Raw genomic sequence first — 24,909 nt, forward strand, 5'->3', positions numbered from 1 at the left:
GAATTCACCATTCAGGCCAGACTTTTCTTTTTGGGGTCCGCGCATCCATGCAGTCCGTCGGCATCTACGAAGCCAAGAGCAGGTTCTCCGCCCTGATCGAGCTGGTCGAGCAGGGCGAGGAAGTGCGCATCACCCGCCACGGCAAAGAGGTTGTGCGCCTGCTGCCCGTGCGCCGCCGCCCCGTCATCACCGACGAGCAGATCGCTCGCGAGCTGGGCCAGATGGATGCTTTGCACGCCAGCATCCGGCCCGCAGGCGAAGTGGCCACTCCCGACACCTTGCGCCGCAAGGGCAGGGCTGCAGCATGACTGCCTTCGTCCTCGACGCCTCCGTCACCGCCGCCTGGCTGCTGCCCGATGCGGCCAGCGAGCACACGCGCCGCCTCTACACCCTGATCCGCCGCGACGAGGTCGAGCCCCAGGCCCCCAACCTCTGGCAGTGGGAGTGCAGCAACCTCATCTCCAGCGGCGTTCACAGCGGCCGCATCCCGCCCGCATCGATCGAAGGCCTGTGGGGCGTGCTCGAAGCCATTCGCCACCGTGTGGAGCTGCACGAACTGGCCCCCGCCCAGCACAAGGCCGTGCTCGACGTTGCGCTCGATACCGGCCTGCCCACGTTCGACGCCGCCTACCTGTGGCTGGCCCGCTCCCTGCGCCTGCCCCTGGCCACCTTCGATGCGGCGCAGGCAGCCGCCGCCCAGCGCAGCGGTGTACCACTTCTCGACCTCTCCAGCCTTTGACCAGGCGCCCCGTTTCTTGTCATCCCCTCGACCACCCACCGCCATGCAACACCAGAAAATCCTCATCCTCGATTTCGGCTCGCAAGTCACCCAGCTCATCGCGCGCCGCGTGCGCGAAGCCAACGTGTACTGCGAAGTGCACCCCTGCGATGTGACGGACGAGTGGGTGCGTGACTACGCGAAGGACGGCTCGCTCAAGGGCATCATCCTCTCCGGCAGCCACGCCAGCGTGACCGAGGACACCACCGACCGCGCTCCCCAGGCCGTGTTCGAATTGGGTCTGCCCGTGCTGGGCATCTGCTACGGCATGCAAACGATGGCGCAGCAACTCGGTGGCAAGGTCGAAACCGGCCACAAGCGCGAGTTCGGCTTTGCCGCCGTGCGCGCCCGCGGCCACACCGCGCTGCTCAAGGACATCGCCGACTTCACCACCCCCGAAGGCCACGGCATGCTCAACGTCTGGATGAGCCACGGCGACAAGGTCACCGAGCTGCCCCCGGGCTTCAAGCTCATGGCCAGCACCGACAGCTGCCCCATCGCCGGCATGGCCGACGAAGACCGCCGCTTCTACGCCGTGCAGTTCCACCCCGAAGTCACGCACACCGTGCAGGGCAGGGCGCTGCTGGAGCGCTTCGTGCTCGGCATCTGCGGCACCAACCCCGACTGGGTCATGCGCGACCACATCGCCGAGGCCGTGGAGCAGATCCGCCAGCAGGTGGGTGATGAAGAAGTCATCCTGGGCCTCTCCGGCGGTGTGGATTCGTCCGTGGCCGCGGCTCTCATCCACCGCGCCATCGGCGACCAGCTCACCTGCGTGTTCGTCGACCACGGCCTGCTGCGCCTGAACGAAGGCGACATGGTCATGGACATGTTCGTCGGCAAGCTGCACGCCAAGGTGATCCGCGTGGATGCCAGCGACCTGTTCCTGGGCAAGCTGGCCGGCGTGAGCGAACCCGAAGCCAAGCGCAAGATCATCGGCGGCCTGTTCGTCGACGTGTTCAAGGCCGAAGCCGCGAAACTGAAGGCTGGCGATGGAGGCCACAAAGGCGCCACCTTCCTGGCCCAGGGCACCATCTACCCCGACGTGATTGAATCCGGCGGCGCCAAGAGCAAGAAGGCCGTCACCATCAAGAGCCACCACAATGTGGGCGGCCTGCCCGAGCAGCTGGGCCTGAAGCTTTTGGAGCCCCTGCGCGATTTGTTCAAGGACGAAGTGCGCGAACTCGGCGTGGCCCTGGGCCTGCCGCCCGAAATGGTCTACCGCCACCCCTTCCCCGGCCCCGGCCTGGGCGTGCGCATTTTGGGCGAGGTGAAAAAAGAGTACGCCGACCTGCTGCGCCGCGCCGACGCCATCTTCATAGAAGAGCTGCGCAACTTCACCGACGAAGCCACCGGCAAGACCTGGTACGACCTCACCAGCCAGGCCTTCACCGTCTTCCTGCCAGTGAAGAGCGTGGGCGTGATGGGCGATGGCCGCACCTACGACTACGTGGTCGCCCTGCGCGCCGTGCAGACCAGCGACTTCATGACCGCCGACTGGGCCGAACTGCCGTACGCCCTGCTCAAGAAGGTGTCGGGGCGCATCATTAACGAGGTGCGCGGCATCAACCGCGTGACCTACGACGTGTCGAGCAAGCCGCCGGCGACGATCGAGTGGGAGTGAACTGGCGTCCTTCGGACCATCGCCAGTTCTTCTGGGAGGCATTCTGGTGTGCGGTCCGTCCGCATCCAGGATGCCTGCCGCATGCGCAGACTGGGGTCCACCGGAGTGCGTAGCCTCTTTCCATCACCGGGAGGGGCTTTCACGCACGATCCCCGCCATGAGTACTTTTTCCAGTGCCTTTCACGCCGCAGTGATCCGCATGGCCCGCAAGGAGCTCAAACCCGAACTGCAGGGCATGCGCAAGGCAGTCACCAGCCACCGGTCCGGGATCGCGGTGCTCAAGCGCGAGGTCAAAGCGCTGGCGTCTCAGCTCAAGGCCACCCGGCGGTATGTCCCCAAAGCGGCGGAGCGGGAGGCTGCGTCTGCAGAGCGCGTATCCGCGAAGCGGCACGGCGAATTCCAGCCCGATGTGCTCCGCCAGATGCGCACGGCGCTGGGCATCACGCAGGCGCAACTGGCCATCTTGCTGGGCGTTTCTTCGCTGTCGGTCTACAAATGGGAGACGCGCGGCGTCACCCCGCGTGCGGCGCAATTGGCTTGGATTGACGAGGTGCGCGAGATGGGGCCGCGCAAGGCGCTGGCAGCGCTCGCACTGGATTGAAGGCGCTCTGCGCCGTCTGGATGCGAACGGTCAAAGCCCATCATCCGCAGGCGCCCGGGCAGAGGTTGAAAGCCTGGGCTTGCGTCGTTCTCTCTGGCTGCCGATCGGGAGGTTTTTCGCGCGGTGCCGCCGGGGAATGCCCAATGACCCTCCCGCCAACTGCCTGCGCGGCGCACCGGCCGGGCCGTCCGCATCTATCATCGGCACACTGCATGCCCCCTTTTTTTCGCAGAAGCTGTACCGGCACCCGGCCAACGGGCTGGCCGGTGCGTCCCTGAAGTCGATGTACAAATTCCTCTCCATGCAGCCCCAAAAGCAAACCTCCACCAACCGCTGCAGCTTTTGCGGCGCAACCAGCTACCGGCGCGTCGTCGCGCGGGATGCTGCCGGAGCAATGCGCTACGCGGAGAGGTTGGTGTGCACTGGCTGCACCCGCGAGTTCCCCAGCGTGAAGGTCTGGCGCGAAGGCCTTCCCGACGGCTCCACGGCCCCTGCGCCAGCCCCGTGAGGGGGCGCTTCCGTCTCCCAGCTCTTTGACGAGCAGCAGCAGTGCCGAACCCCTTGGCGCGTGATGAGACCTGCGGCGTCCCTCGGCATCCCACCCAAACGTTGTGCAACCAGAGCGGACCCTCGACGACGATCTGTTGAACATTGTGGAAGGTGCCACCTGTCGCCCACGTTGATGTGGCGAAGAAGGCGTTGACGGCAACCCTGCGGGAGCACGCACGGCAAAAAATCCCGAGGGTGGTGCCGCAACTGCGTGAGAAGAGTCGCCAGCCAAGCCTGCGCAAGGAGATCCCGTTTCGACCCGACATCCTCGGCGCGGTGCCGCTAGACTTTCTGCATGGCGCGCTTGCCCGCCAGTCTTCCCGAAATTGAATGGGCACCAAGAATGAACGCTGAAAAAGTTGCCGTGGTCACGGGCGCCGGTTCCGGTATTGGCAAGGCTGTTGCACTCGCCCTGGCGGGCAACGGCTATTGCGTCGTGCTGGCAGGGCGCCGCGCCGCACTCCTGGAAGAAGTGGCTGCGCAGGCCCAGGCAAGCTTTGGCGCGGGAGCCCGCATGCTGTGTGTGCCCACCGATGTGTGCGACCCCGCCGCCGTGGAAAGCCTCTTTGCACAGGCCGTCGCCCGCTTCGGGCGCGTGGACTTGCTGTTCAACAATGCGGGACGTGGCAATCCACCCGGCTCCTTCTTGGACTGGACACCGCAGCAGTGGCGCGACGTGGTGGATGTGAACCTGAACGGCATGTTTTATTGCCTGCAGCAGGCCTTTCGGACCATGCGCGATCAGACCCCGCAGGGCGGGCGCATCATCAACAATGGCTCGATTTCTGCACACGCGCCCCGGCCCAACTCGGCCGCCTACACCGCGACAAAACATGCCGTGATGGGTCTGACGAAAACTGCGGCACTTGACGGGCGCGCATACAACGTCGCGGTAGGCCAGATCGACATTGGCAATGCCATGACGGACTTGGCGTCGCGCATGGCCAAGGGGGTGCCGCAGGCCAATGGGGAAATCGCCATCGAACCCTTGATGGATGCCGACATCGTGGCGCAGTCGGTGCTGTACATGGCCAGCCTGCCTCTGGAGGCGAACGTGCTGTTTCACACGGTCATGGCCACCAGGATGCCGTTTGTCGGGCGAGGGTGAGATCCATTCAGGGCGATGCCTGCGGACGTGCAATGCATGGCTCTGGCGGGGGCAACCGTTGCTACACCTGCTGCTGAAGTGGAGCGTTCACCCCCACGGCGTGTTCCGCCCCTGATTCAGGAACGCTGCGAATCCAGTGGCTCGTGGCTCTTTGCCACTTCCTGCGCCATGGCATGGCTTTCAATTAGCAGCTGGTAGGGCGGGAACACGGCGCTGTAGGCCTCGGCCCATTGCAGCGCATCCTCGCGGTTCCAGGTCTTTTGCACCTCAGAACACACGGCGGCCGTGTCCATCGGCACCACCCCGGCCTGCACGATGCGCGCCAGCGTGATCTCCTGGGCCATCTTCGAGTAGGTGCCCGAGGCATCGATGACGGCGAACACCTGGTAGCCCTCATGCACCGCCGCGATGCTCGGAAAGGCCATGCACACGCTGGTGATGGTGCCGGCGATGATGAGCTGCCTGCGCCCCGTGGCCTTCACGGCGGCGACGAACTCGGGGTTGTCCCAGGCGTTGATCTCGCCCTTGCGCGCCACATACTGCGCGTGCGGGGCGTATTTGTGGATTTCGGGGATCAGCGGGCCGTTCGGACCCTGTGGCACCGAGGCCGTGGTGATGACCGGCATCTTGGCCAGCGTCGCCACCTTGGCCAGCGTCGTCGCGTTGCTGCGTACCTCGGTGAATGGCATGTCCTTGATGGTCTGGAACAGGCCGCTCTGGTGGTCGATCAGGAGCATCGCCGCGTTGTCAGGGTCGATGATCGGCCGTGCGCCGCTGAAGTTGGCGATGGTGTTGGGGGTGTTCATGGTCATCTCCTGGAGTTTGCAAATTGCCCGGGATGGGCGGATGGGACGCAGCCGTGCCCCTCCGGCCAGCAAGTCCGGAAAGCCAACACCGCGCCGAAGGGAAAAGAGGGGAGGCCTTCCTTCTGGAAAGCCTCGTGTGCTCAGGCCGTCATCAGGCCGAAGCGGCCGCTGTTGAAGTCGGCCATGGCCTGGCGGATCTCGGCCTCGCTGTTCATCACGAACGGGCCATGGCCCACCACGGGCTCGTCGATCGGCTCGCCCGACAGCCACAGCACGGTCGCATCGCTGTGGGCCTCGATCTCCACGCCGCTGCCGGCGCGCTCGAGGTGCACCAACTGGCCTTCGCGTGCGACCGCACTGCCGTTGACCAGCACCGTGCCGTGCAGCACGACCAGTGCCAGCGTATGGCCGTCCTTCGCGTCGAAGCGGCCCACGCTGCCCTGGCCGATGCGGATGTCCCACACGTTCATCGCCGTGAAGGTGCGCGCCGGGCCGCGATGCCCGTCGAACTCGCCGGCAATCACCCGCACCCGGCCCGCGCCCTCGGGCAGGTCCACGGTTGGAATCTGCGCATCCACCAGGGTCTGGTAGCCCGGCGCGGCCATCTTGTCCTTCGCGGGCAGGTTGACCCAGAGCTGCACCATCTCGATGGTGCCCCCGCGTTCGGTGAAGGCGCGCGAGTGGAATTCCTCGTGCAGGATGCCGCCGCCGGCGGTCATCCACTGCACGTCACCAGGGCCGATCAGGCCGCCCGCACCGGTGGAGTCCTTGTGCTCCAGTTCACCCTGGTAGACGATGGTCACGGTCTCGAAGCCTCGGTGCGGATGCTGGCCGACGCCGCGAGGGCGCACGGCCGGCCCGAAGGGCGTCGGCGCCGCGTGATCGAGCAGCAGGAACGGGCTCAGGTGCTGGCCCAGGCCGTCATAGCCAAACAGCGAGCGGACAGGGAAACCATCGCCCACCCAATGTGGACGGGGAGCGCTGTAGACACCGAGAACTTTCTTCATTTGCATCTCCTTGCGTCGCCAGAAAAAGGTCTTGGCCGATGGATAGAGAATATGGTTTGAACGATGATCCCGGTAGTTGGCAATATTTGCCGTCAGAGTTCTATTTAAGGAACGATAAGGCCTGTCCCTGATGAAAGACCTGAACGATCTTTACTACTACGTGCAGGTGGTGGACCACGGCGGCTTCGCGCCGGCCGGTCGCGCGCTGGGCATGCCCAAGTCCAAGCTGAGCCGGCGCATCGCGCTGCTGGAGGAGCGCCTGGGGACGCGCCTGATCCAGCGGTCCACCCGGCGTTTTGCCGTCACCGAGACCGGCCAGACCTACTATGGCCATTGCAAGGCGATGCTGGTGGAGGCCGAGGCCGCCGACGAAGCCATTGCGCTGGCGCATGCCGAACCACGGGGCATCGTGCGCATGACCTGCCCGGTGGCGCTGCTCGATGCGCGCATCGCCGACATGGTGGCGGCTTTCATGGTGGCGCATCCGCGCGTGGAGATCCATCTGGAGGAAACCAATCGGCGCGTGGACGTGGTGGGCGAGGGGATCGACGTGGCCATCCGCGTGCGTCCACCGCCGATCGAGGACAGCGACCTTGTGATGCGCGTGCTTGCGGAGCGCGGGCAATGCCTGGTGGCGTGTCCGCGCCTGCTGTCCAATGGCATACCAAAAACACCCGCCGACCTGGCGGGCCTGCCGAGCATGGACCTGGGCCTGCCGCAGCACGAGCATGTGTGGAACCTTGTCGGCCCCGAGGATGCCCGGGCGGCCATTCGCCACCGGCCGCGCCTGATCACACGCGGGATGCTGGCGCTGCGGGCCGCCGCCATCGCAGGCGTGGGCGTGGTGCAGCTGCCCTCCATGATGGTGCGCGAGCAGATCGAGCACGGCCTGCTGGTCCACGTGATCCGCGGCTGGGCGCCGCGCCGCGAGATCATCCACGCGGTGTTCGCCTCGCGGCGCGGGCTGCTGCCGGCGGTGCGGGCGCTGGTGGATTTCCTGGCGGACCGGTTTCAGGCGCTGGACGAGGACTGAGCTGCCAGGGGCAGTGCTGGAAGGGCAAGCCGCCGCATTGCCGCGCAGCCGGTCACCGTCAACGGGATGAAGAACTCATGCACCGCGCGTTCGCGGTACGCCCATGGGCAACGCCGGAGCAGACAGAGTCTGGTGCGCGCCCCGAGGCCGCGGGGTGGGCTGCCAATCCGTCGGTCACCGCGTCCCCGCCAGGCCGGAAGCCAGCGCCTTGGCGTTGTGCGCGAAGAGCTTGAGGTAGGTGTCGGCCTCGGTGCCGGGCACCGAGAGCGCGTCCGAGTACAGCCTGCCGCCCAGCACCGCGCCGCCTTCCTTCGCGATGCGCTCCACCAGGCGCGGATCGGTGATGTTCTCGACGAACACCGCGCGCACGTCCTGCCGGCGGATCTGGTCGATCAGCTTCGCCACGTCGGCGGCCGAAGCCTCGCCGTCGGTGCTCACGCCCTGCGGCGACAGGAAATCGACGCCATAGGCCGCACCGAAGTAGCCGAAGGCATCGTGCGAGGTGATCACCCGGCGCTTGGGGCGCGGCACGGCCGCGAGCTGCGCACGCACCTCGCGGTCGAGCGCCCGGATCTGCTCGGTGTAGCGCGCCGCGCGCTGGATGAAGACGCCTGCTTGCGCAGGCCGCGCGCTGCTGAGCGCGTCGCGCACGTTCGCAACGTAGCGCTCAGCGTTCGCGAGGTCCTGCCAGGCGTGCGGGTCGCTGCCGTGGCCCGGCTTGCCCCCGTGGCCGTGCCCATCCTTGCGCAGCTTCACGCCCTGGCTCGCAGTGACCACCTTGCCGCGATAGCCCGATGCCTGCACCAGGCGATCGATCCAGCCTTCGAACCCCAGGCCGTTGACCACGACCAGGTCGGCGCGGGCCAGGTGGCGGGCGTCCGCCGGGCTGGGCTGGAACACGTGCGCATCGGCATCGGGGCCGACCAGGGCGACGATGTCGACGGCATCGCCGCCCACCTCGCGAACGATGTCCGCCAGGATGGAAAAGCTGGCAACGACCCGTAGTGGCCGTTCGGACTGAGCCAACGCGGGAGAGGCAGCCAGTGCCAGCAGCAGCGCCGCGACGGAAGATCGGCGGGAGAGGGTCATTTCAGGCCTTGCGGTGTGGACGGCGCCGGTGGCGCCAGAGAAGGCCGTCGCGGGGGCCCGCGGCGACGGAGAGCAGATAGGCGATGCCCGCGACCAGCACGATGGCCGGGCCCGACGGCCACTGCGCGTGGTACGACAGCAGCAGACCGATGAAACCCGAGAGCGCCGCGATGACGGCCGCCACCAGCGCCAGGCTCCAGACTTCCGCCGCCCAGAAGCGCGCCGCCGTGGCGGGCAGCATCATCAGGCCGACGGCCATCAGGGTGCCCAGGGCCTGGAAGCCCGCCACGAGGTTCGCCACGGTCAGCACCAGGAAGACGGCGTGCACCAGCGTGCCGCGGCCGCCGACATTGCGAAGAAATCCAGGGTCCAGGCACTCCACCACCAGCGGCCGATAGATCACGGCCAGGACGGCCAGCGTCACGCTGGCGACGCTGGCGATGAGCAGCAGCGCCGCATCGTCCACGGCCAGGATGGTGCCGAACAGCAGGTGCATCAGATCGACGCTGCTGCCATGTGTGGAGACCATCAGCACGCCGAGCGCGAGGGCGATCAAATAGAAAGCCGCGAAACTCGCGTCCTCGCGCTGCGACGTGGCCCGCGTCACGAAGCCCGCCGCGAGCGCGACCACGAGCGCCGCGAAGAAGCCGCCCAGGCTCATGGCCGGCAGCGAGAAGCCGGCGATCAGAAACCCCAGCGCGGCCCCCGGCAGCAGCGCGTGGCCCATGGCATCGCCCACCAGGCTCATGCGCCGCAGCACCAGCAGCGTGCCCATCGGCGCGCTGCCGAGGCTCAGGGCCAGTGTCGCGACCAGCGCGCGGCGCATGAAGCCGTACTCGGAGAACGGCTGGAGGAGCAGGGATGCCAGCGTCATGCGGCTTCCTTGCACAGTGCGGCACGGTCGTCCCAGGCCTCGGCCATCTGCCGGGCGCGGAACAGGTGCTCGGCGTGCAATACCTCTGCGGTCGGCCCCCAGGCCACGCAGCGCCGCGCCATCAACAGCGTGCGGTCGAAATGCCCGCGTACCTGCTCCAGATCGTGCAGCACCGCGATGACGGTGCGCGACTCGGCGTGCCAGCGGGCCACCACGGCGAGCAGGTCGGCGGTGGTGCGCGCATCGATGGCGTTGAAGGGCTCATCGAGCAGGATCACTGGCGCATCCTGCAGCAGCACGCGCGCGAACAGCACGCGCTGGAATTGGCCCGCAGACAGCTCGGCGATCCCGCGGCGTTCGAAGCCCGCCAGGCCAACCGCATCGAGCGCGTGGTGCACGGCCTCGCGCTGCGGCGCGTCGAGCCCGCGCAGGCTTCCGACGCGCGACCAGTGGCCTAGCGCGACCAGATCGAACACGCGGATCGGAAAGCTGCGGTCGATCTCGGCCTGCTGCGGCAGCCAGGCGATGCGGCCGGCGGCGCGCTGCACCTCCCCTTCGACCGGCGAGACGCGGCCCATGATGGCCGCCAGCAAGGTGGTCTTGCCCGCGCCGTTCGGCCCGACGATGGCGGTGAGCGAACCCGGTGCGAAGTCACCCGACACGTGGTGCACGGCCGGGTGGCCGCGGTAGGCCACGGTCAGGTTGCGCAGGCGGATCGCCGCGTGTTGGGGGAGGGCTGTCATCAGGAGATGGCCCAGGCCACGGCGAGCCACAGCAGCGCGATCAGCGCCAGCGCACCCACGACCCGTTTCCAGGCGCCGGCCATCAGCAGGCTTGCGACACCCCTCATGCGCCCGCCGCTTCGGCCGCGCAGTCGGCGCTGCGCCCCTGCAAAACCATACCGTGGCGCTGCGCCGCCAGGCCTTGCGTCACCATGCCGCCCATGGAGATCCGGCAGGCACGAATTGGGTGCATGCGCTTCCAGGCCTTGCGATGAAAGTAGGGATGGTGGCGGTGTTCCATGGGTTCATATTATTGCAAATGAATTATCAATTGCAATAAGAGGGTATGGAACGCTGGATACAGGGTGCTCGCCTGGGCGGGCGGGGCGTACTGGAATCACGGGCCGATCCAGGCCACGCAGGCGTGCCGATGGAGGCGCCCGCGCGGGCGTCCAGCCCGCGCTACTGGCCGGGAATCTCCGGCTCGGGATACGCGGGCTTCACCTCGCAGGGCTTCTCTGGCACCGAGGCGGGGACGGGGCGGCTTTCCGGCTCGGACTCGCTCGGCACAGGATTCGGCCTCTCCGGAGTTTCGGGCTCGTGCGTCTGGGGTTTTGCGGGGATGGGATTGATCATGGCAGCCCCTTGGGTACGTTGAAAAATCATCCAGTGGGTCGCTTTGGCTGGCGGGCGGCAGTGCGGCGACGCGGCTGCACACCGGGTGACCAGGGCAGAAGCTTCCTCGCAGCGGGATTTCACTGCCCGCCGGTCTTGCCTCCAGGATTTTGGGGGCCCGCGCCACGGTGGGACTTCGTCCAATCGTAGGGCGAGCCATCTGGTAGCCGCCGATCTGCCACCGTATTCACACCGGCATGCCCCACGCTCTCCGCCAGCTCGCTCGAGATGCACACATGGCGCTTTCCTTCCTTGCGTTTGATCTCGCACAGAGCCAGCGCGGCCTGGAGTTTTCCGGAGTCAAAAATCTCCATCCCAGGCACCCCGGGCTGTTCCTGCCAGTAGACGACGATACTCATGGTGGCTCGGCTTCCTATTTCTGTCCGGTGGTGCTCAGGCTATCTTCCCATGCGGGCCCGGGTGTTGCCATGGGTTCCCGGTGCGATGTAGGAGAAAAGCGTTTGGAATGCGCCCAGCCGCTGGCCAGAATTGGCGCTGCACCGATGCGCCGGGGCGCGGCGGCTCCCGGCCGGTTTCACGAACTTTTCCCCCAGAATGCGACCTGGTTTTCCGTCACCACATGCAGGGCGTGGCGGGGATGATTTTCGCGGGTGGAACGACGGCTTGGATGCTCTCTTCGAGGACTTAAAACAATGATCTGGCTTGATGCAGCGAGGGTGGTGGCGATCATGGCGGTGGTGATCCTGCACGTGGCCGGCAGTGTGGTGACCCTGAGCGCGTTCGGTTCGTCGGCCTGGTGGCAGGGCAATCTCTACGATGCACTCGTTCGCTGGTGCGTGCCGGTTTTCGTGATGGTCAGCGGCGCGCTGCTGCTGGATCCGCGCAAGACAGAAGGTGTGGCCGATTTCTACCGCAAGCGCGCCGCGAGGGTCCTGCTGCCGATTGCCTTCTGGAGCGTGGTCTACATCCTCTGGAACCACCGCGGCGCCCTGGCGCAGCTGCGTGCGATGGACGTGGTCCACAGCATAGCCCGGGGGTGGCCCCACTACCACCTGTGGTTCCTGTACATGATCATGTGCCTGTACCTTTTCGTGCCCTTCCTGAGAACGCTGGTCGTGCACACAAGGCGGCGCGATCTCTGGTGGCTGGTGGTCTTGATGTTTGTGCTGTCGGGCGTGAACGAGTGGCACCGGACCTTCACGGGCGGTGGGGCGGGCCTTTTCATCAACTGGTTTTTGCCGTACCTGCCGTACTTCCTCTGCGGCTACCTGATCCAGACCAGTGACAGGGCGGTGCCCCTGTCCGTCTCGCTGGGGGTTTTCGGGGCCGCGGTGGGGGGGGCCGCAGTGGGCTGCTACTGGCTGGCCAAACTGCAGGGCCTGGAACGCGGGTTGTACTTCTATGGATACCTGAGTGTTTTCGTCATCCCCATGTCGGTCAGCGCGATGCTGGTGCTCAGGCAATGGAAGCCCGCGGGCCTGTGGGCGCGAGGTATTCAGCGGGTTTCCGGGCTGACGCTGGGTGTCTATCTGGTGCATCCCATCTTGCTGGAGTCCTTGCGGGCGCACGTGCTGAAACCCGAAGACTATGCACCCCTGCTGTCAGTGCCGTTCGTGGCGGCCCTGGTGTTCGGGGGCTCGCTGGTGGTCGCGCTCATCTTCCATCGCGCGCCCTTCCTGAACCGGCTCATATAGGCGCCAGTGCCAGCGCCTGCACTGGCGGTGGGCTGCCGGGGCTACGCCTTGGCTTCGCCAGTGATCGGGTCGTAGGCGATCCCGTCGTAGTTGATGATGCTGTTGGTGGCGGAGTCGTAGGTGGTCAATCGGTACGTGTCGGCGCCCTTGCCATCCAGGCCGACGTATGCCGACCGGGCAAAAACCACGCGGTTGTTCTGCGCCACGATCCCGTCCGGGGTCCACTTGTTGCTCATGAGCCATTCCGAGGGGTTGACGCCTTCGGGCGGCTTCACTTCTCCGCTCATGCGCATTTTTGCGAGGGTCGGGTCCATGTTGAACCCTTCGGCTGCCAGCAGCTGGTCGGGGTTCTTCTTGAAAAAGGTGGCCGTCGCGTCGGGCATCTCAGACAGATCGCTCTTGACGAGCGTGGAGCCGTCCGTGGGAAATTTTGACAGCTTGCCACTGCGAATGGATTCGTAGTCGGCCGCGAATTCGGGGTGGTTCTTGAAGAACATGTAGCGGCCGACAGCCTCGCTGTCGCCGCCCCCGAGCGACATCGCGATCATCCGCACATAGTCCGGCACCTCGTAGTCGTCGGCGAAGGTGTCGCCCAGGCCGTCTTCCCACTCGCGGAATTCCTCCAGGTTGCTGAAGGGGGCCTTGGCCGAGGCCTGTGTGGTGGCCCCGGAGTCCTTGTTGTACAGGGCGGCGGTTGATTGATAGGCCTGGGTCTCCGACACGGTGGTGGGTGTCGCCGCCGTACCCGCCGTCTTGCCCTGGGAGCCTTCCGCGGACAGTTCTTCCAGCGTGGTCTTCAACTCTTTCAGGAAGGTGAGGGGATCGGCGTCCGCATGCTTTTGGGCTGTGCGTTCGGCCGCCTTGGCCGCCAGGGTGCTGGAGACGCCCAGGGACGTCAGCATGTTGGTGGCTTGTGAAATATCGAACATCTTGCGACTCCTTCGGTGGGGCGGGCGATCCATGGCGTGGCACGGGGCCGGCGAGGGTTCTTTGGGCCTTGCTCCGATGGTCTCCCAGTTCGTCCTTGGCAATCCTCCGGTAAGAGGCGTAAAAACTGTACTTTTTGGCCAGTGGGCTGCGGTGGGCGAGTCCGTACCGGTGCCACCCTTGTCCGCAAGGATCGGCGTGCCGTGGGGACGCCACCTTTTTTCAGGAGCCAACGGGATGTCTGACGGCCTGCGGTGGCTGCCGGGGATGGAGAACCTGCCCTTGTCTCCAGCCGCGCGGCGCCATGACCACCACCTCTTTTTCGCCGTGCTGGCGGATGGCGCCGTGGCCGCCCGCGCTGTCCGGCTGTGAGACCAGGAGACGGCCGCCCGCCAGGTGGAGGAGGGCCACAGGGTGCGCACCGAGCGGTTGCATGTGACGCTGGCCTCGCTCGGATGGGATGCCGAGTTCAGCCCGCGCAAGGTCTGGTGGGCGTGTGCGGCCGCCGCGCAAGTTTGCGCACCGGCGTTTTCGCTGCGGCTGGACCGCTGCCTGAGCTTTCAGGGGCGCCAGTCCAGGCGGCCCCTGGTCCTGTGCGGCAGCGAAACCGGCGTGGCGGGCATGGTGGCGCTGCACCAGGCGCTGCGCCAATCCCTGCGGGCGTGCGTGCCAGGCCCTGCGCCAGCGCGCGCCGAGCCATCGTTCACGCCGCACATGACGCTGCTCTACGGCCCTTCTGCCGTGGAGGAACACGGCGTGGAGCCTCTTGACTGGAGGGTGGATGCCTTCCAGCTGCTCTACAACCGCCGCGGCTCGCCCGGGCCCTACCAGGTGCTGGGGCGATGGGGCCTGGGCCAGCCGGCCTTTTTTCAGGCGGAGCAGGGCCGGCAGCCCGCGCCGGCCGGCGAAGATCCGCCGCCGCGGGGCGGTTCAAATCAAATGCTATAAAAAAAAGTAGCTGACAGCGCTTGAAGGATAAGCCGTGGGGGCAGTTTTTATTCAGATCCTGCGGGCACGGCCACCTCAGCCAATCGTCATCAGGCTCGCGTTGCCGCCCGCGGCAGCGGTGTTCACGCTCAGTGCGCGCTCGATCAGCAGGCGCTCCAGCGGCACGTCGGTGGCGCCCGGGGGCAATGCGGTCACGCCCACGATGGGGCCGGGACGGCGGGCCAGCGCCTCGCACACTGCGTGCAGCGAAGCCGCATCGCCATGGTGCAGCACGGCGGACAGTTCGATGCGGCCGTCGTCCAGCACCTGATCCGCCACCGCGATGCTGGCCTGGACGGCCGGGGCAAGCTGTGCACGCAAGCCCGCCTGGGTGGAAGGCCACAGGGCCTTGCCGCCCGAGGCCAGCACGGCCGCGGTCTGCGTGAGCAGGTCGCCTTCGGCCTGGGCCAGGCACAGCACGCGGGGCCGGGGGGCCAGGGTGTAGACGTTGCGCTCACCCGTGGGGCCGGGCAGGGTGCGCGCCGTGCCGCTCTGGGTGGCGGAGGCGAACGCACGGCAGGTGTCCTCCAGCGCGGGGCGGCCCTGCGTGTGTGCCCACTGCTCCAGTGCGTGCAGGGGCGCCAGCCAGGGTTCGCGCGCTGCCACGTCGGGTGGCGCCGTGCGGTCCACCGCGGCGAAGGTGCGTGCCAGCGCATCGGCCGGGCGCCGCGACACCAGGCGCAGCAGGTACAGCGGCCCGCCCGCCTTCGGGCCCGTGCCCGACAGGCCCTCGCCACCAAACGGCTGCACGCCCACCACGGCGCCCACCATGTTGCGGTTCACGTAGACGTTGCCCGCATGGGCGCGGCTCACCACGCGGGCGATGGTTTCGTCGATGCGGGTGTGCACGCCCTGCGTGAGGCCGTAGCCGGTGGCGTTGATCTGGTCGAGCAGCTGGTCCAGGTCGTTGCGGGCATAGCGCACCAGGTGCAGCACGGGCCCAAAGACCTCGCGCTGCAGCTCCTGGATGCCGTGGAGTTCAATCAGCGTGGGCGGCACGAAGGTGCCCTGGGCGGTTTCATCGGCGCTGCAGCGGCACTGCTGGAACACGCGATGGCCCCTGGCCTTGAGCGCATCGATGTGCGCGGTGATGCCTGCCTGGGCCTCGGCGTCGATGACCGGGCCCACGTCGACCTGCAGCGCGCCCGGGTTGCCCATGCGCAGTTCACCCATGGCGCCCTTGAGCATTTCCACCACGCGGTCGGCGGCGTCCTCCTGCACGCACAGCACGCGCAGGGCCGAGCAGCGCTGGCCGGCGCTGTCGAACGCGGAGGAGACCGCGTCGGCCACCACCTGCTCCACCAGCGCCGACGAGTCCACGATCATCGCGTTCTGCCCGCCCGTCTCGGCGATCAGGGGGATGGGGCGGCCGGCGGCATCCAGGCGGCCTGCGATGGCGCGTTGCAGGATGCGCGCCACGTCGGTCGAACCGGTGAACATGACGCCCATCACACGCGGGTCGCCGATCAGCCGGGCGCCCACGGTCTCGCCCTGGCCGGGCAGCAGCTGCACCACGCCGCGCGGCACACCCGCCTGCCACAGAACGCGCACGGCCTCGGCGGCGATCAGCGGGGTCTGTTCGGCCGGCTTGGCCAGCACGGGGTTGCCGGCGGCCAGGGCTGCGGCCACCTGACCCATGAAGATGGCGAGCGGGAAGTTCCAGGGGCTGATGCAGGCCACGGGGCCCAGCGGAAGGTGGGTGGTGTTGTCGAAGGTGGATTCGACCTGCGCGGCGTAGTAGCGCAGGAAGTCCACCGCCTCGCGCACCTCGGCGACCGCGTTGCTGCAGCTCTTGCCTGCTTCGCGCATCAGCAGACCCAGCAGGGGCTGCATGCGGTCCTCCAGCAGGCCCGCGGCACGGTCGAGCGTGGCGGCGCGCTCGGCCGGGGGCGTCGCGGCCCACAAGGGGGCCGCCCGCAGGGCGTGTTGCAGGGCCGCATCCACGTCGGCGGCCGTGGCCTCCTGCACCTGGCCCACCACGTCGCGGTGGTCCGCGGGGTTGCGCACGGGCATCGGCGCGCCCGGCGCGGCGTCGGCGCCGAGCAAGGGGCCGGCGGTCCAGCCCTGGCTGGCGGTGGCCTGCAGGATCGCGTCCAGTTGCGCGAGGGTGTTCTCGTTCGACAGGTCGAGCCCGCGCGAGTTGGCGCGGTGCGGGCCGTACAGGCCGCGTGGCGTGGCGATGCGCGGGTGGGGCAGGCCTGCGCCGCCTTCTGCGGCGGCCTGCTGGTCCACCACCTCGACGGGGCTCTTCACCAGGTCCTCCAGCGCGATGGTCTCGTCGGCGATGCGGTTCACGAACGAGGTGTTGGCGCCGTTTTCCAGCAGTCGGCGCACCAGGTACGCCAGCAGGGTCTCGTGCGTGCCGACGGGGGCGTAGATGCGGCAGGGCCGACCCAGCTTGCCGGCGGTGACGGCGCCCACCACCTGCTCGTACAGGGGCTCGCCCATGCCGTGCAGGCACTGGAATTCGTACTGGCCGGCATAGTAGTTGTGGCCCGCCAGGTGGTAGATGGTGGCGAGTGTTTCCGCGTTGTGCGTGGCGAACTGCGGGTAGATGGCCTCGGGCGCGGCCAGCAATTTCCTTGCGCAGGCGATGTACGAGATGTCGGTGTGCACCTTGCGGGTGTACACGGGGTAGTCGTCCAGCCCGTCGACCTGGGCGCGCTTGATCTCGCTGTCCCAGTAGGCACCCTTGACCAGGCGCACCATCAGTCGGCGCTGCGTGCGGCGCGCCAGGTCCACCACGTAGTCGATGACGAAGGGGCAGCGCTTCTGGTAGGCCTGGATCACGAAGCCGATGCCGTTCCAGCCGGCCAGCGAAGGCTCGTGGCACAGGCGTTCGAGCAGGTCCAGCGACAGCTCCAGCCGGTCGGCCTCCTCGGCATCGATGTTGATGCCGATGTCATAGCTGCGCGCGAGCTCGGTCAGGCGCAGCACCAGCGGGTACAGCTCGTCCATCACACGGGCGAACTGCGCGCGGCTGTAGCGCGGGTGCAGGGCCGACAGCTTGATCGAGATGCCGGGGCCTTCATAGATGCCGCGCCCGGCGGATGCCTTGCCGATGGCGTGGATGGCCTGCTCGTACGACGCGTAGTAGCGCTGGGCGTCCTCGCTGGTCAGCGCGGCCTCGCCCAGCATGTCGTAGGAATAGCGGAAGCCCTCGCCTTCCATCTGGCGGGCGTTGGCCAGGGCTTCGCCAATGGTCTCGCCGGTCACGAACTGCTCGCCCATCATGCGCATGGCCATGTCCACGCCCTTGCGGATGAGCGGCTCTCCGCCCTTGCTGATCAGGCGGCCGAGCGATGCGCCCAGGCTGCCTTCGCTGTGCGTGGCCACCAGCTTGCCCGTGATGAGCAGGCCCCAGGTGGCCGCATTCACAAACAGCGAAGGGCTCTTGCCCAGGTGGGGTTCCCACTGGCCGTTGCTGATCTTGTCGCGGATCAATGCATCGCGCGTGGCCTTGTCGGGGATGCGCAGGAGCGCCTCGGCCAGGCACATCAGCGCCACGCCTTCTTGCGACGACAGCGCGAACTCCTGCAGCAATCCCTGCACGATGCCCGCGCGGCCCCCGGCGCTCTTGCGGCTGCGCAGGGCGCCCGCAATGCGCAGCGCCAGCTGCCCGGCCGCTTGCGCCATCGCCTGCGGCAAACGGGCCTGCGCCAGCAGCGGGGCCAGGGCCTCGGGCTCGGGGCGCCGGTAGGCCGCGGTGATGGCGGCGCGCAACGGGCTGGCCAGGGGCGAGCGCGGGGCAAAGCCGGCGGGGCTGGTGGAAGAGGGCAGGGCGCCGGTGGGCTGCGTCATGGCGTGTCTTTCGGTGGGTATCAAGGGTATTGGTGGTTGGGCCCCCAGGGCCTGCCGGGGGCGGCTGGATGCGATGATCCTTGGTCTGTGGATGAATAAATGGTCGAAAATAGGCGGTCTGTCAGAATAAATCACTATCCAAAATGACGATGGAAACCGATCTGGACCGTATTGACCGCAAGATTTTGTCAATCCTGCAGGAAGATGGGCGCATTGCCAATCTCAAGCTGGCGGACGCCGTCGCGCTGTCGCCCACCGCGGTGCTGGCGCGCGTACAGCGCCTCACGCGCGACGGCTTCATCCTGGGCTACGAGGCGCGGCTCAACCCGCTGAAGCTGGGGGCGGGCATGCTGGTGTTCGTGGAGGTGCTGCTCGACCGCACCACGCCGAATGTGTTCGACCAGTTCAAGGCGGCGGTGCAGGTGCATCCCGAGATCATGGAGTGCCACATGGTGGCAGGGGGGTTCGACTACCTGCTCAAGACGCGCTCGGCCGACATGAACGCCTACCGCGTGTTCGCGGGCGCGGTGCTGTGGCAACTGCCCGGGGTGCGCGAGACACGCACCTATGCGGTGATGGAAGAGGTCAAGCACACCAACCACCTGCACCTGCGTTGAAGGGGCGCGCGGGGCCCGGCGGTGCGCGCCGCTGCCATGGAGCCACGGCTGCATTGGCTCGGCACGCCAAAGCCTCCATAATCCCAGGCAGACATGCCAGATCGAGGAGAAGAACCATGACCCGCTTCCCATACGCCACTGCCGCTGCCGCCGCGCTGCTGGGCGCCCTTTTCAGCCAGTCGGCCGCGGCTTCGTGCTACGTGGTCTACGGCCCCGACAAGGACATCGTGTACCGCGCGCCCGAACCGCCGGTGGACATGTCCTACCAGATCCACCAGACCCTGCCGCTGGTGGCGCCGGGCGCCACGCTGGTGTTCACGCCGGACAATTACAACTGCGACCTCACCGTCAACAAGCTGCCCCTGGCGTCCGCGCAGGGCGCCACGGGATCCATGGGATCCGTCGGCGGCCGCCCCGCGCGCGCGGACCGCGGCTGACCTGACCGAGCTGGCAGGCTGCGGCGATCCCCGGGCAGGCACCGGCCCGGGCCTGAGACAATCGGGGGATGAGCGAACCGAAAGAACTATCCCCCTCGTTTGAACCCACCGCGCAGGATTCCCACGGCGATCTGCCCGAGGGCTGGCTGCAGGTCCAGTCCATGGACCTGGATGCCCAGGGCGTCGCCCGCAAGCCCGACGGCAAGGTCATCTTCATCGACGGTGCCCTGCCGTTCGAGCTGGTCACCGCCAACACCCACCGCAAGAAGAACAACTGGGAGCAGGCCAGCCTGACGGCGATCCACCGCGAATCGTCGCAGCGCGTGCGCCCCGGCTGCCCGCACTTTGGCCTGCATGCCGGAGCCTGCGGCGGCTGCAAGATGCAGCACCTGCACGTGGGCGCCCAGGTGGCCGTCAAGCAGCGGGTGCTGGAAGACAACCTGTGGCACCTGGGCAAGGTCAAGGCCGGCACCGTGCTGCGCCCCATCGAAGGCCCCGCCTGGGGTTACCGCTACCGTGCGCGGCTGTCGGTGCGCCATGTGATCAAGAAGGGCCAGGTGCTGATCGGCTTTCATGAACGCAAGAGCCGCTACGTGGCGGACATGCAGCAGTGCCCCGTGTTGCCGCCCCATGTAGACGCCATGCTGATGCCCCTGCGGGCCCTGATCGCCGACATGGATGCGCGCGACACCTGCCCGCAGATCGAGCTGGCCTGCGGCGACAGCGTGACGGCCCTGGTGCTGCGCCACCTGGAGCCGCTGAGCGCCGGCGACATCGCCCGGCTGCGCGCCTTCGCCGCCGGGCACGGCGTGCAATGGTGGCTACAGCCCAAGGGCCCGGACACGGTGAAGCTGCTCGAGGAGGGCGGCGAGCAGCTTTCCTATGCGCTGCCGGATTTCGGCATCACCATGCCGTTCAAGCCGACCGACTTCACGCAGGTGAACCCGCACATCAACCGCGTGCTCGTCTCCCGCGCGCTGCGCCTGCTGGACGTGCAGCCCCACGAGCGTGTGATCGACTGGTTCTGCGGCCTGGGCAACTTCACGCTGCCGCTGGCCACGCAGGCGCGCGAGGTGCTGGGCATCGAGGGCAGCGAGGCCCTGGTGGCCCGCTCGCGCGAGAACTATGCATTGAATCAGGCTGCAGCGCAGGACCATAAAGCGCTGGCAGCTACTGATTTTGTAGCGCGTAACCTGTTCGAGATGACCCCGGAGATGCTGGTGGCCGACGGCGCGGCTGACAAGTGGCTGGTCGATCCGCCCCGCGAAGGCGCGTTCGCGCTGGCCAAGGCGCTCGCTGACATCGAGCAGGCGCGCATCGGCGCCGAGGGCGCGGGCCCGCTGCCCGCCGGGGCCGAAGGCTGGACCCCGCCCAAACGCATCGTCTATGTCAGCTGCAATCCCGCCACGCTCGCCCGCGATGCCGGGTTGCTGGTGCATCTGGCGGGCTACCGCTGCACGGCGGCCGGCATGGTGAACATGTTCCCGCACACGGCGCACGTGGAAAGCATGGCGGTGTTCGACCGCGCCTGAGGGGAGAAAGGGCCGCCGCAGCCGGTGTGCGCCGGCCTGGCCGCGCACGGGGGGAGAGCGGCCCGCTAGCCCTAGCTGCGGTTGCGGTTCGAAGCCGCGTCGCGGGGCTCGGTCTCGATATCGCCGGACCGTTCGGCGCGCTCGGGTTTCTCGACCACCTTGCCGAGCACCGAAGGCGTGCCTTCCAGCTTGTTTTCACGCATGTAGGCGTCCATGTCCTTCCACCCGGCGAACACCGAGGCCTTGGCGGCCTTGGGGTTCAGGGTGTAGCAGTCTTCCAGCCCGCGCAGCGCGTGGCGGCAGGCGCCGCCGATGGCCTTGGCTTCTTCCTCGCGCTGGACGATCCTGGGATCCGGGCCCAGGCCAGGGATCTTGTTGCAGGCGGCCAGCAGCAGGATACTGCACAGGGCCAGCATGCGCAGTGCGGTGGAGCGGGTTTTGCGATACATGTGCTTGCATTATCGGCACGCCAGCCGCGCTATTGAGGGCTTGGCGGTGCGAAGCGCAAGAAAAAGGCTCCCGAAGGAGCCTTTTTGCCTTGAGGTGGCGCCTGGGAGCGCGCCAGGGGGTCAGTCGCGTTCGCCGCCCATGATGCCCAGCAGGGCCAGCAGGCTCTGGAACACGTTGAAGATGTCCAGGTACAGGGCCAGCGTGGCGCTGATGTAGTTGGTTTCGCCGCCGTCCAGGATCTGCTTCAAGTCATACAGCATGTAGGCGCTGAAGATGCCGATGGCAGCGACCGAGATCGCCATCATGCCGACCGAGGAGCCGACAAACACGTTGATGACGGCGCCCACCATGAGCACCAGCGCGCCCACCATCAGCCACTTGCCCATGCCCGAGAGGTCGCGCTTGATCACGCTGGCCAGGCTGGCCATCACGAAGAACACGCCCGCGGTGCCGGCGAAGGCCGTCATGATGAGGTCGGTGCCGTTCTTGAAGCCCAGCACCATGCCGATGAGGCGCGAGAGCATGAGGCCCATGAAGAACGTGAAGGCCAGCAGCACGGGCACGCCGGCTGCCGAACGCTTGGTCTTTTCGATCGCGAACATGAAGGCGAACGCGCCGCCCAGGAACACGATCAGGCCCACGCCGCCGCGCAGCGACTGGGTGATGCCGGTGGCGACGCCGACCCATGCGCCCAGCACCGTGGGGATCATGCTCAGCGCGAGCAGCCAGTAGGTATTGCGAAGCACCTTGTGGCGCTCCTCCTGCGAGATGCCATAGCCCGCAGAGTGCCCCAGGGTGGTGACTTGGTCATTCATCTTGTGTCTCTCCTTGTTGGCCTGCACGACGCAGACAGTGCAAATTCTAGGTGGTGGTGGCTGGAGGCCTTCCAATATCCGCGTCCGGTCACCTACTTTTGGTAAGGGTTCTTTCACCCTGCATGGGGGTGAGGGGGTGGGCGTATGCCGCTATGCTTGCCGTCTTTCCCCCGCCGGCGCGGACTCTCGCGGCCCGGCATTCTTCTCCTTTGCGGGTATACCAATGAAAACCAAGCATGAACTCGAACTGGCCGACGTGAAGGCCATTGCCGCTGCCGCCGAAGCCGAGGCGCTCAAGAACCAGTGGGCCGTGACCATCGCCATCGTGGACGATGGCGGCCACCTGCTGTGGCTGCAGCGCCTGGATGGCGCCGCCGCGGTGTCGTCCCACATCGCCCCGTCCAAGGCCCGCACGGCCGCCCTGGGGCGCCGCGAGAGCAAGGTGTACGAGGACATCGTCAACGGCGGCCGCACGGCCTTCCTGAGCGCGCCCGCCATCGACGGCCTGCTGGAAGGCGGCGTGCCGATCCTCAAGGACGGCCAGTGCCTTGGCGCCGTGGGGGTGAGCGGTGTGAAGTCCACCGAGGACGCGCAGGTGGCGCGCGCCGGCATCGCTGCTCTGGGGCTTTGACGGGATTCCAGGGCGTGGGCCCGCAGGGGGCAGGGGACTGAAGAGCTTTCAGGTCCTGTGCCCCCCAATGAAAAAACCGGCCCGCGAGGCCGGTTTTTTCATGGCGTGATGGAGAAATCTGGGGCGGGGATGGGACCGCAAAAAAAGCCTGGCTACGCGGGCGAACCCGTTGGCTGGCAAAAACGACCCTTTCGAGCTTGTAGCAAGCCCGGGAGTCGCCCCACGATGAAACTTGGAGCCGCTGCCAGGGACTACTTGGTCAGGATCAGCTTGCCCAGCTTGGTTGCCTGCAGGCGGTACACCGATCCGTTGTGGCTGATGGCCACGGCCTTCTGGCCTTGCAGCAGGGAGCTGCTGTCCACGGCGGCGGTAGGGGGGGTGGGCTCGGTGCGTTGGCTGGCCAGTCCGTCGGCGTGCGAAACCCCCTTGCTGGCGGAGGCGGGGCGCAGGATCGAAGCGGCGGTCAATGTGGCTTGCATGAGGTTGTTCCTGGTGCGTTGCAGTGCGTTTTGCTAATGATAACGATTCGCAATTACAAGTCAAGCGACAGGAGTGTTTCTTTTTGTTCTTCTGGGTGAGACATTTGATTTCGAATGGTGCGCCGCTGGTTTTGGCATCGATTTACGCAGCCTCAAACGGGAAAGTAGGTCAAGCAGCCGGGGGGAAACGGAAACGGTCACGTCTCGGGCGGCGGGTGTCACCCGCTCCGACGGGAACCGCCCAGGTGTGAACTGACCCCGGATGCGGCGCCGCTGTGGGTCAGTCTTGGCAGAGACCACTGTGGGGTCTCTGCAGGGACCCGCCTCTCCACCGCCGGGCGAGCCGCTTCAGAGGATGAAGGAAGCCAGGGCGTTCTCGGCGCCCGAGCGGGTCACTGGGCGACGGAAGAATTTCACATCCCCCCGCCGACATCGGGCTGGGCAAGAAAAACGACCCAAAGACGAGCAAACCCGGCGCGTCCTCTGCAGCCAATGGTGCAGCGGCCGGGCCGGGCGGGTTTTTGGCGCGCAGGACGCTGGCGGTTTGGCTGACTGATTGACTGCCGTCAGGGCGCGGGGTCGGTCACGAAACCGATCTTGCGCACGCCAGCGCGTTGCGCGGCGGCCATGGCCTGGGCCACGCGCTCGTAGCGCACTTCCTTGTCGCCGCGGATGTGCAGATCGGGCTGCGGCTCCTTGGCCGCCTCGACCTGCAGGCGCGGGAAGAGTTCTTCCTCCGTGACCTGCGACTCGTTCCAGTAGTACTTGCCGTCGGCCGATACCGACAGGCGTACCGTCTCGGGCTTGATGTTCTCGGGCTGGTTGGTGGCGCGTGGCAGGTCCACGTTCACCGAGTGCTTCATGACGGGCACGGTGATGATGAAGATGATGAGCAGCACCAGCATGACGTCCACCAGCGGCGTCATGTTGATCTCGTTCATCACGTCATCGGCATCGTCTTGCGTTCCGAAAGCCATGGCTCAGCCGCCTTTCTTCATGGGCAGCACCTTGCCCTGTTCGCCCGCCGCGCTCACGCGGGCGCCGGTGACGAAGTAGGCGTGCAGGTCGTGGGCGAAGCTGTTGAGGCCGCCCAGGATGGACTTGTTGCCGCGCACGAGGGCGTTGTAGCCCAGCACGGCGGGGATGGCCACGGCCAGGCCCAGGGCGGTCATGATCAGCGCTTCGCCGATGGGGCCGGCCACCTTGTCGATGGTGGACTGGCCCGAGGTGCCGATGGCCAGCAGCGCGTGGTAGATGCCCCAGACGGTGCCGAACAGGCCGATGAAGGGGGCGGTGGAGCCGACCGAGGCCAGGATGGCCAGGCCCGACTGCAGGCGCGAGGTGAACTCGTCGATGCAGTTGCGCAGGCAGCGGGTGACCCAGTCGCTCACGTCCAGCGTGTCGTGCAGGTGGGCCTTGGTGTTGCGGTGGTGGGCGGTGGCTTCACGGCCTTCCAGCGCCAGGTGGCGGAAGGGGTTGGTAGGGTCCGTGCCCAGCTTGGTCAGGCCGGCGGCGAAGTCCTCGCTGTGCCAGAAGTCCTGCGCGGTGCGGGCGTGCTTCTTGAACTTGATGATGTCCAGCGCCTTGATGAGGATGACGATCCACGAGGCCAGCGACATGGCCAGCAGCAGGATGGCGACGGCGCGGGTGACGAAGTCACCCTGGATCCAGACGTTGGCGATGCCGAATTGCGATTCCATGAGAAAAACTCC

The 24,909-nt window shown here is 67.1% G+C and carries 28 protein-coding genes; 14 read left to right on the forward strand and 14 right to left on the reverse strand.

The features are described from left to right. The first annotated feature begins 47 nt into the window (after positions 1-47). The 6 genes from ACAM51_RS25935 (at position 48) to ACAM51_RS25960 (ending at position 4,660) form a co-directional block, all read left to right on the forward strand. Positions 48-308, forward strand: coding sequence for a type II toxin-antitoxin system Phd/YefM family antitoxin (locus tag ACAM51_RS25935; RefSeq protein WP_218294366.1), 261 nt, complete (start codon positions 48-50; stop codon positions 306-308). Further along, complete coding sequence (locus ACAM51_RS25940; RefSeq protein ID WP_369642318.1) at positions 305-739, forward strand: type II toxin-antitoxin system VapC family toxin; 435 nt, start codon at positions 305-307, stop codon at positions 737-739. The genes ACAM51_RS25935 and ACAM51_RS25940 overlap by 4 nt, the downstream gene beginning before the upstream one ends. 43 nt (positions 740-782) lie before the next feature. After that, a complete protein-coding gene (guaA, locus tag ACAM51_RS25945) occupies positions 783-2,402 on the forward strand; it encodes a glutamine-hydrolyzing GMP synthase (RefSeq protein ID WP_369642319.1) in 1,620 nt (539 codons plus the stop codon). 199 nt (positions 2,403-2,601) lie between these two features. Beyond that, positions 2,602-3,003 (forward strand): helix-turn-helix domain-containing protein, encoded by a 402-nt coding sequence (locus tag ACAM51_RS25950; RefSeq protein ID WP_369642320.1) that lies wholly within the window; start codon positions 2,602-2,604, stop codon positions 3,001-3,003. A gap of 136 nt (positions 3,004-3,139) precedes the next feature. Further along, positions 3,140-3,511, forward strand: coding sequence for a hypothetical protein (locus ACAM51_RS25955; RefSeq protein WP_369642321.1), 372 nt, complete (start codon positions 3,140-3,142; stop codon positions 3,509-3,511). Positions 3,512-3,895: 384 nt separating this feature from the next. After that, the gene (locus ACAM51_RS25960; RefSeq protein WP_369643894.1) at positions 3,896-4,660 is read left to right on the forward strand and encodes an SDR family oxidoreductase; all 765 of its coding nucleotides are present in this window, start codon (positions 3,896-3,898) and stop codon (positions 4,658-4,660) included. Positions 4,661-4,776: 116 nt separating this feature from the next. On the opposite strand, the gene ACAM51_RS25965 is transcribed toward ACAM51_RS25960, so the two are convergent. Together ACAM51_RS25965 and ACAM51_RS25970 are read right to left on the reverse strand one after the other, a co-directional pair. Further along, entirely contained in the window at positions 4,777-5,466 is a 690-nt protein-coding gene (locus tag ACAM51_RS25965) for a hydrolase (protein ID WP_218338816.1), read from the reverse strand. A gap of 140 nt (positions 5,467-5,606) precedes the next feature. Beyond that, entirely contained in the window at positions 5,607-6,473 is an 867-nt protein-coding gene (locus ACAM51_RS25970) for a pirin family protein (protein WP_369642322.1), read from the reverse strand. Between the two features lie 130 nt (positions 6,474-6,603). Between ACAM51_RS25970 and ACAM51_RS25975 the strand changes: the two genes are divergently transcribed. After that, positions 6,604-7,506 (forward strand): LysR family transcriptional regulator, encoded by a 903-nt coding sequence (locus ACAM51_RS25975; protein ID WP_369642323.1) that lies wholly within the window; start codon positions 6,604-6,606, stop codon positions 7,504-7,506. Between the two features lie 174 nt (positions 7,507-7,680). On the opposite strand, the gene ACAM51_RS25980 is transcribed toward ACAM51_RS25975, so the two are convergent. The 5 genes from ACAM51_RS25980 to ACAM51_RS26000 all read right to left on the reverse strand — a co-directional run bounded on the left by ACAM51_RS25980 (position 7,681) and on the right by ACAM51_RS26000 (position 11,225). Continuing rightward, positions 7,681-8,595, reverse strand: a complete 915-nt coding sequence (locus tag ACAM51_RS25980; RefSeq protein WP_369642324.1) for a metal ABC transporter substrate-binding protein — start codon at positions 8,593-8,595, stop codon at positions 7,681-7,683. 1 nt (position 8,596) lies between these two features. Continuing rightward, on the reverse strand, positions 8,597-9,469 hold the full coding sequence (locus ACAM51_RS25985; RefSeq protein ID WP_369642325.1) for a metal ABC transporter permease: 873 nt from the start codon (positions 9,467-9,469) through the stop codon (positions 8,597-8,599). Next, complete coding sequence (aztA, locus tag ACAM51_RS25990; RefSeq protein ID WP_369642326.1) at positions 9,466-10,212, reverse strand: zinc ABC transporter ATP-binding protein AztA; 747 nt, start codon at positions 10,210-10,212, stop codon at positions 9,466-9,468. Before aztA ends, ACAM51_RS25985 begins: the two co-directional genes overlap by 4 nt. Before the next feature lie 103 nt (positions 10,213-10,315). Continuing rightward, positions 10,316-10,492: a hypothetical protein gene (locus ACAM51_RS25995; protein WP_369642327.1), complete on the reverse strand. Its 177-nt coding sequence runs from the start codon at positions 10,490-10,492 to the stop codon at positions 10,316-10,318. A 454-nt stretch (positions 10,493-10,946) separates the two neighbouring features. Beyond that, the gene (locus ACAM51_RS26000; protein WP_218297565.1) at positions 10,947-11,225 is read right to left on the reverse strand and encodes a hypothetical protein; all 279 of its coding nucleotides are present in this window, start codon (positions 11,223-11,225) and stop codon (positions 10,947-10,949) included. 294 nt (positions 11,226-11,519) lie between these two features. On the opposite strand from ACAM51_RS26000, the gene ACAM51_RS26005 reads away from it, so the two are divergent. Next, positions 11,520-12,521, forward strand: a complete 1,002-nt coding sequence (locus ACAM51_RS26005; protein ID WP_369642328.1) for an acyltransferase — start codon at positions 11,520-11,522, stop codon at positions 12,519-12,521. 41 nt (positions 12,522-12,562) lie between these two features. Here the strand turns inward: ACAM51_RS26005 and ACAM51_RS26010 are convergent, their stop codons facing one another. After that, complete coding sequence (locus tag ACAM51_RS26010; protein ID WP_369642329.1) at positions 12,563-13,450, reverse strand: hypothetical protein; 888 nt, start codon at positions 13,448-13,450, stop codon at positions 12,563-12,565. Between the two features lie 235 nt (positions 13,451-13,685). On the opposite strand from ACAM51_RS26010, the gene ACAM51_RS26015 reads away from it, so the two are divergent. After that, on the forward strand, positions 13,686-13,820 hold the full coding sequence (locus ACAM51_RS26015) for a hypothetical protein (protein ID WP_369642330.1): 135 nt from the start codon (positions 13,686-13,688) through the stop codon (positions 13,818-13,820). Positions 13,821-13,862: 42 nt separating this feature from the next. Beyond that, positions 13,863-14,396 carry a 2'-5' RNA ligase family protein gene (locus ACAM51_RS26020; protein ID WP_369642331.1) on the forward strand — a complete coding sequence of 178 codons (534 nt, stop codon included), beginning with the start codon at positions 13,863-13,865 and terminating at the stop codon, positions 14,394-14,396. A 75-nt stretch (positions 14,397-14,471) separates the two neighbouring features. On the opposite strand, the gene putA is transcribed toward ACAM51_RS26020, so the two are convergent. Then, positions 14,472-18,236, reverse strand: a complete 3,765-nt coding sequence (gene putA / locus ACAM51_RS26025; RefSeq protein ID WP_369642332.1) for a trifunctional transcriptional regulator/proline dehydrogenase/L-glutamate gamma-semialdehyde dehydrogenase — start codon at positions 18,234-18,236, stop codon at positions 14,472-14,474. A gap of 143 nt (positions 18,237-18,379) precedes the next feature. On the opposite strand from putA, the gene ACAM51_RS26030 reads away from it, so the two are divergent. The 3 genes from ACAM51_RS26030 to rlmD all read left to right on the forward strand — a co-directional run bounded on the left by ACAM51_RS26030 (position 18,380) and on the right by rlmD (position 20,822). Beyond that, entirely contained in the window at positions 18,380-18,853 is a 474-nt protein-coding gene (locus ACAM51_RS26030) for an Lrp/AsnC ligand binding domain-containing protein (RefSeq protein ID WP_218297562.1), read from the forward strand. A 116-nt stretch (positions 18,854-18,969) separates the two neighbouring features. Then, positions 18,970-19,290, forward strand: a complete 321-nt coding sequence (locus ACAM51_RS26035; protein ID WP_218297561.1) for a hypothetical protein — start codon at positions 18,970-18,972, stop codon at positions 19,288-19,290. 68 nt (positions 19,291-19,358) lie between these two features. Beyond that, positions 19,359-20,822 (forward strand): 23S rRNA (uracil(1939)-C(5))-methyltransferase RlmD, encoded by a 1,464-nt coding sequence (gene rlmD, locus ACAM51_RS26040; RefSeq protein WP_218297560.1) that lies wholly within the window; start codon positions 19,359-19,361, stop codon positions 20,820-20,822. Positions 20,823-20,893: 71 nt separating this feature from the next. Here rlmD and ACAM51_RS26045 read toward each other — a convergent pair whose 3' ends face one another. Continuing rightward, positions 20,894-21,271, reverse strand: coding sequence for a hypothetical protein (locus ACAM51_RS26045; protein ID WP_218297559.1), 378 nt, complete (start codon positions 21,269-21,271; stop codon positions 20,894-20,896). 120 nt (positions 21,272-21,391) lie between these two features. After that, complete coding sequence (locus tag ACAM51_RS26050) at positions 21,392-22,087, reverse strand: Bax inhibitor-1/YccA family protein (protein WP_010458089.1); 696 nt, start codon at positions 22,085-22,087, stop codon at positions 21,392-21,394. A gap of 223 nt (positions 22,088-22,310) precedes the next feature. Here ACAM51_RS26050 and ACAM51_RS26055 point away from each other — a divergent pair, with 223 nt between their 5' ends. Further along, positions 22,311-22,718: a heme-binding protein gene (locus ACAM51_RS26055; RefSeq protein WP_218297558.1), complete on the forward strand. Its 408-nt coding sequence runs from the start codon at positions 22,311-22,313 to the stop codon at positions 22,716-22,718. 251 nt (positions 22,719-22,969) lie between these two features. On the opposite strand, the gene hemP is transcribed toward ACAM51_RS26055, so the two are convergent. The 3 genes from hemP to ACAM51_RS26070 form a co-directional block, all read right to left on the reverse strand. Beyond that, complete coding sequence (gene hemP, locus ACAM51_RS26060) at positions 22,970-23,197, reverse strand: hemin uptake protein HemP (RefSeq protein ID WP_218338805.1); 228 nt, start codon at positions 23,195-23,197, stop codon at positions 22,970-22,972. 566 nt (positions 23,198-23,763) lie between these two features. Continuing rightward, complete coding sequence (locus ACAM51_RS26065; protein ID WP_218297556.1) at positions 23,764-24,174, reverse strand: biopolymer transporter ExbD; 411 nt, start codon at positions 24,172-24,174, stop codon at positions 23,764-23,766. 3 nt (positions 24,175-24,177) lie between these two features. Next, positions 24,178-24,897, reverse strand: coding sequence for a MotA/TolQ/ExbB proton channel family protein (locus ACAM51_RS26070; protein WP_218297555.1), 720 nt, complete (start codon positions 24,895-24,897; stop codon positions 24,178-24,180). Positions 24,898-24,909 lie beyond the last annotated feature (12 nt).

This window comes from Acidovorax sp. A79, assembly GCF_041154505.1.
Taxonomy (GTDB): Bacteria; Pseudomonadota; Gammaproteobacteria; order Burkholderiales; family Burkholderiaceae_C; genus Acidovorax.

What these genes read in the sequence shown, in the direction of transcription:
- ACAM51_RS25935 (WP_218294366.1), top strand. Translation starts at nt 48, where the DNA reads ATGCAGTCCGTCGGCATCTACGAAGCCAAGAGCAGGTTCTCCGCCCTG.
- ACAM51_RS25940 (WP_369642318.1), top strand. Translation starts at nt 305, where the DNA reads ATGACTGCCTTCGTCCTCGACGCCTCCGTCACCGCCGCCTGGCTGCTG.
- guaA (WP_369642319.1), top strand. Translation starts at nt 783, where the DNA reads ATGCAACACCAGAAAATCCTCATCCTCGATTTCGGCTCGCAAGTCACC.
- ACAM51_RS25950 (WP_369642320.1), top strand. Translation starts at nt 2,602, where the DNA reads ATGGCCCGCAAGGAGCTCAAACCCGAACTGCAGGGCATGCGCAAGGCA.
- ACAM51_RS25955 (WP_369642321.1), top strand. Translation starts at nt 3,140, where the DNA reads ATGCCCAATGACCCTCCCGCCAACTGCCTGCGCGGCGCACCGGCCGGG.
- ACAM51_RS25960 (WP_369643894.1), top strand. Translation starts at nt 3,896, where the DNA reads ATGAACGCTGAAAAAGTTGCCGTGGTCACGGGCGCCGGTTCCGGTATT.
- ACAM51_RS25965 (WP_218338816.1), bottom strand. Translation starts at nt 5,466, where the DNA reads ATGAACACCCCCAACACCATCGCCAACTTCAGCGGCGCACGGCCGATC.
- ACAM51_RS25970 (WP_369642322.1), bottom strand. Translation starts at nt 6,473, where the DNA reads ATGAAGAAAGTTCTCGGTGTCTACAGCGCTCCCCGTCCACATTGGGTG.
- ACAM51_RS25975 (WP_369642323.1), top strand. Translation starts at nt 6,604, where the DNA reads ATGAAAGACCTGAACGATCTTTACTACTACGTGCAGGTGGTGGACCAC.
- ACAM51_RS25980 (WP_369642324.1), bottom strand. Translation starts at nt 8,595, where the DNA reads ATGACCCTCTCCCGCCGATCTTCCGTCGCGGCGCTGCTGCTGGCACTG.
- ACAM51_RS25985 (WP_369642325.1), bottom strand. Translation starts at nt 9,469, where the DNA reads ATGACGCTGGCATCCCTGCTCCTCCAGCCGTTCTCCGAGTACGGCTTC.
- aztA (WP_369642326.1), bottom strand. Translation starts at nt 10,212, where the DNA reads ATGACAGCCCTCCCCCAACACGCGGCGATCCGCCTGCGCAACCTGACC.
- ACAM51_RS25995 (WP_369642327.1), bottom strand. Translation starts at nt 10,492, where the DNA reads ATGGAACACCGCCACCATCCCTACTTTCATCGCAAGGCCTGGAAGCGC.
- ACAM51_RS26000 (WP_218297565.1), bottom strand. Translation starts at nt 11,225, where the DNA reads ATGAGTATCGTCGTCTACTGGCAGGAACAGCCCGGGGTGCCTGGGATG.
- ACAM51_RS26005 (WP_369642328.1), top strand. Translation starts at nt 11,520, where the DNA reads ATGATCTGGCTTGATGCAGCGAGGGTGGTGGCGATCATGGCGGTGGTG.
- ACAM51_RS26010 (WP_369642329.1), bottom strand. Translation starts at nt 13,450, where the DNA reads ATGTTCGATATTTCACAAGCCACCAACATGCTGACGTCCCTGGGCGTC.
- ACAM51_RS26015 (WP_369642330.1), top strand. Translation starts at nt 13,686, where the DNA reads ATGTCTGACGGCCTGCGGTGGCTGCCGGGGATGGAGAACCTGCCCTTG.
- putA (WP_369642332.1), bottom strand. Translation starts at nt 18,236, where the DNA reads ATGACGCAGCCCACCGGCGCCCTGCCCTCTTCCACCAGCCCCGCCGGC.
- ACAM51_RS26030 (WP_218297562.1), top strand. Translation starts at nt 18,380, where the DNA reads ATGACGATGGAAACCGATCTGGACCGTATTGACCGCAAGATTTTGTCA.
- ACAM51_RS26035 (WP_218297561.1), top strand. Translation starts at nt 18,970, where the DNA reads ATGACCCGCTTCCCATACGCCACTGCCGCTGCCGCCGCGCTGCTGGGC.
- rlmD (WP_218297560.1), top strand. Translation starts at nt 19,359, where the DNA reads ATGAGCGAACCGAAAGAACTATCCCCCTCGTTTGAACCCACCGCGCAG.
- ACAM51_RS26045 (WP_218297559.1), bottom strand. Translation starts at nt 21,271, where the DNA reads ATGTATCGCAAAACCCGCTCCACCGCACTGCGCATGCTGGCCCTGTGC.
- ACAM51_RS26050 (WP_010458089.1), bottom strand. Translation starts at nt 22,087, where the DNA reads ATGAATGACCAAGTCACCACCCTGGGGCACTCTGCGGGCTATGGCATC.
- ACAM51_RS26055 (WP_218297558.1), top strand. Translation starts at nt 22,311, where the DNA reads ATGAAAACCAAGCATGAACTCGAACTGGCCGACGTGAAGGCCATTGCC.
- hemP (WP_218338805.1), bottom strand. Translation starts at nt 23,197, where the DNA reads ATGCAAGCCACATTGACCGCCGCTTCGATCCTGCGCCCCGCCTCCGCC.
- ACAM51_RS26065 (WP_218297556.1), bottom strand. Translation starts at nt 24,174, where the DNA reads ATGGCTTTCGGAACGCAAGACGATGCCGATGACGTGATGAACGAGATC.
- ACAM51_RS26070 (WP_218297555.1), bottom strand. Translation starts at nt 24,897, where the DNA reads ATGGAATCGCAATTCGGCATCGCCAACGTCTGGATCCAGGGTGACTTC.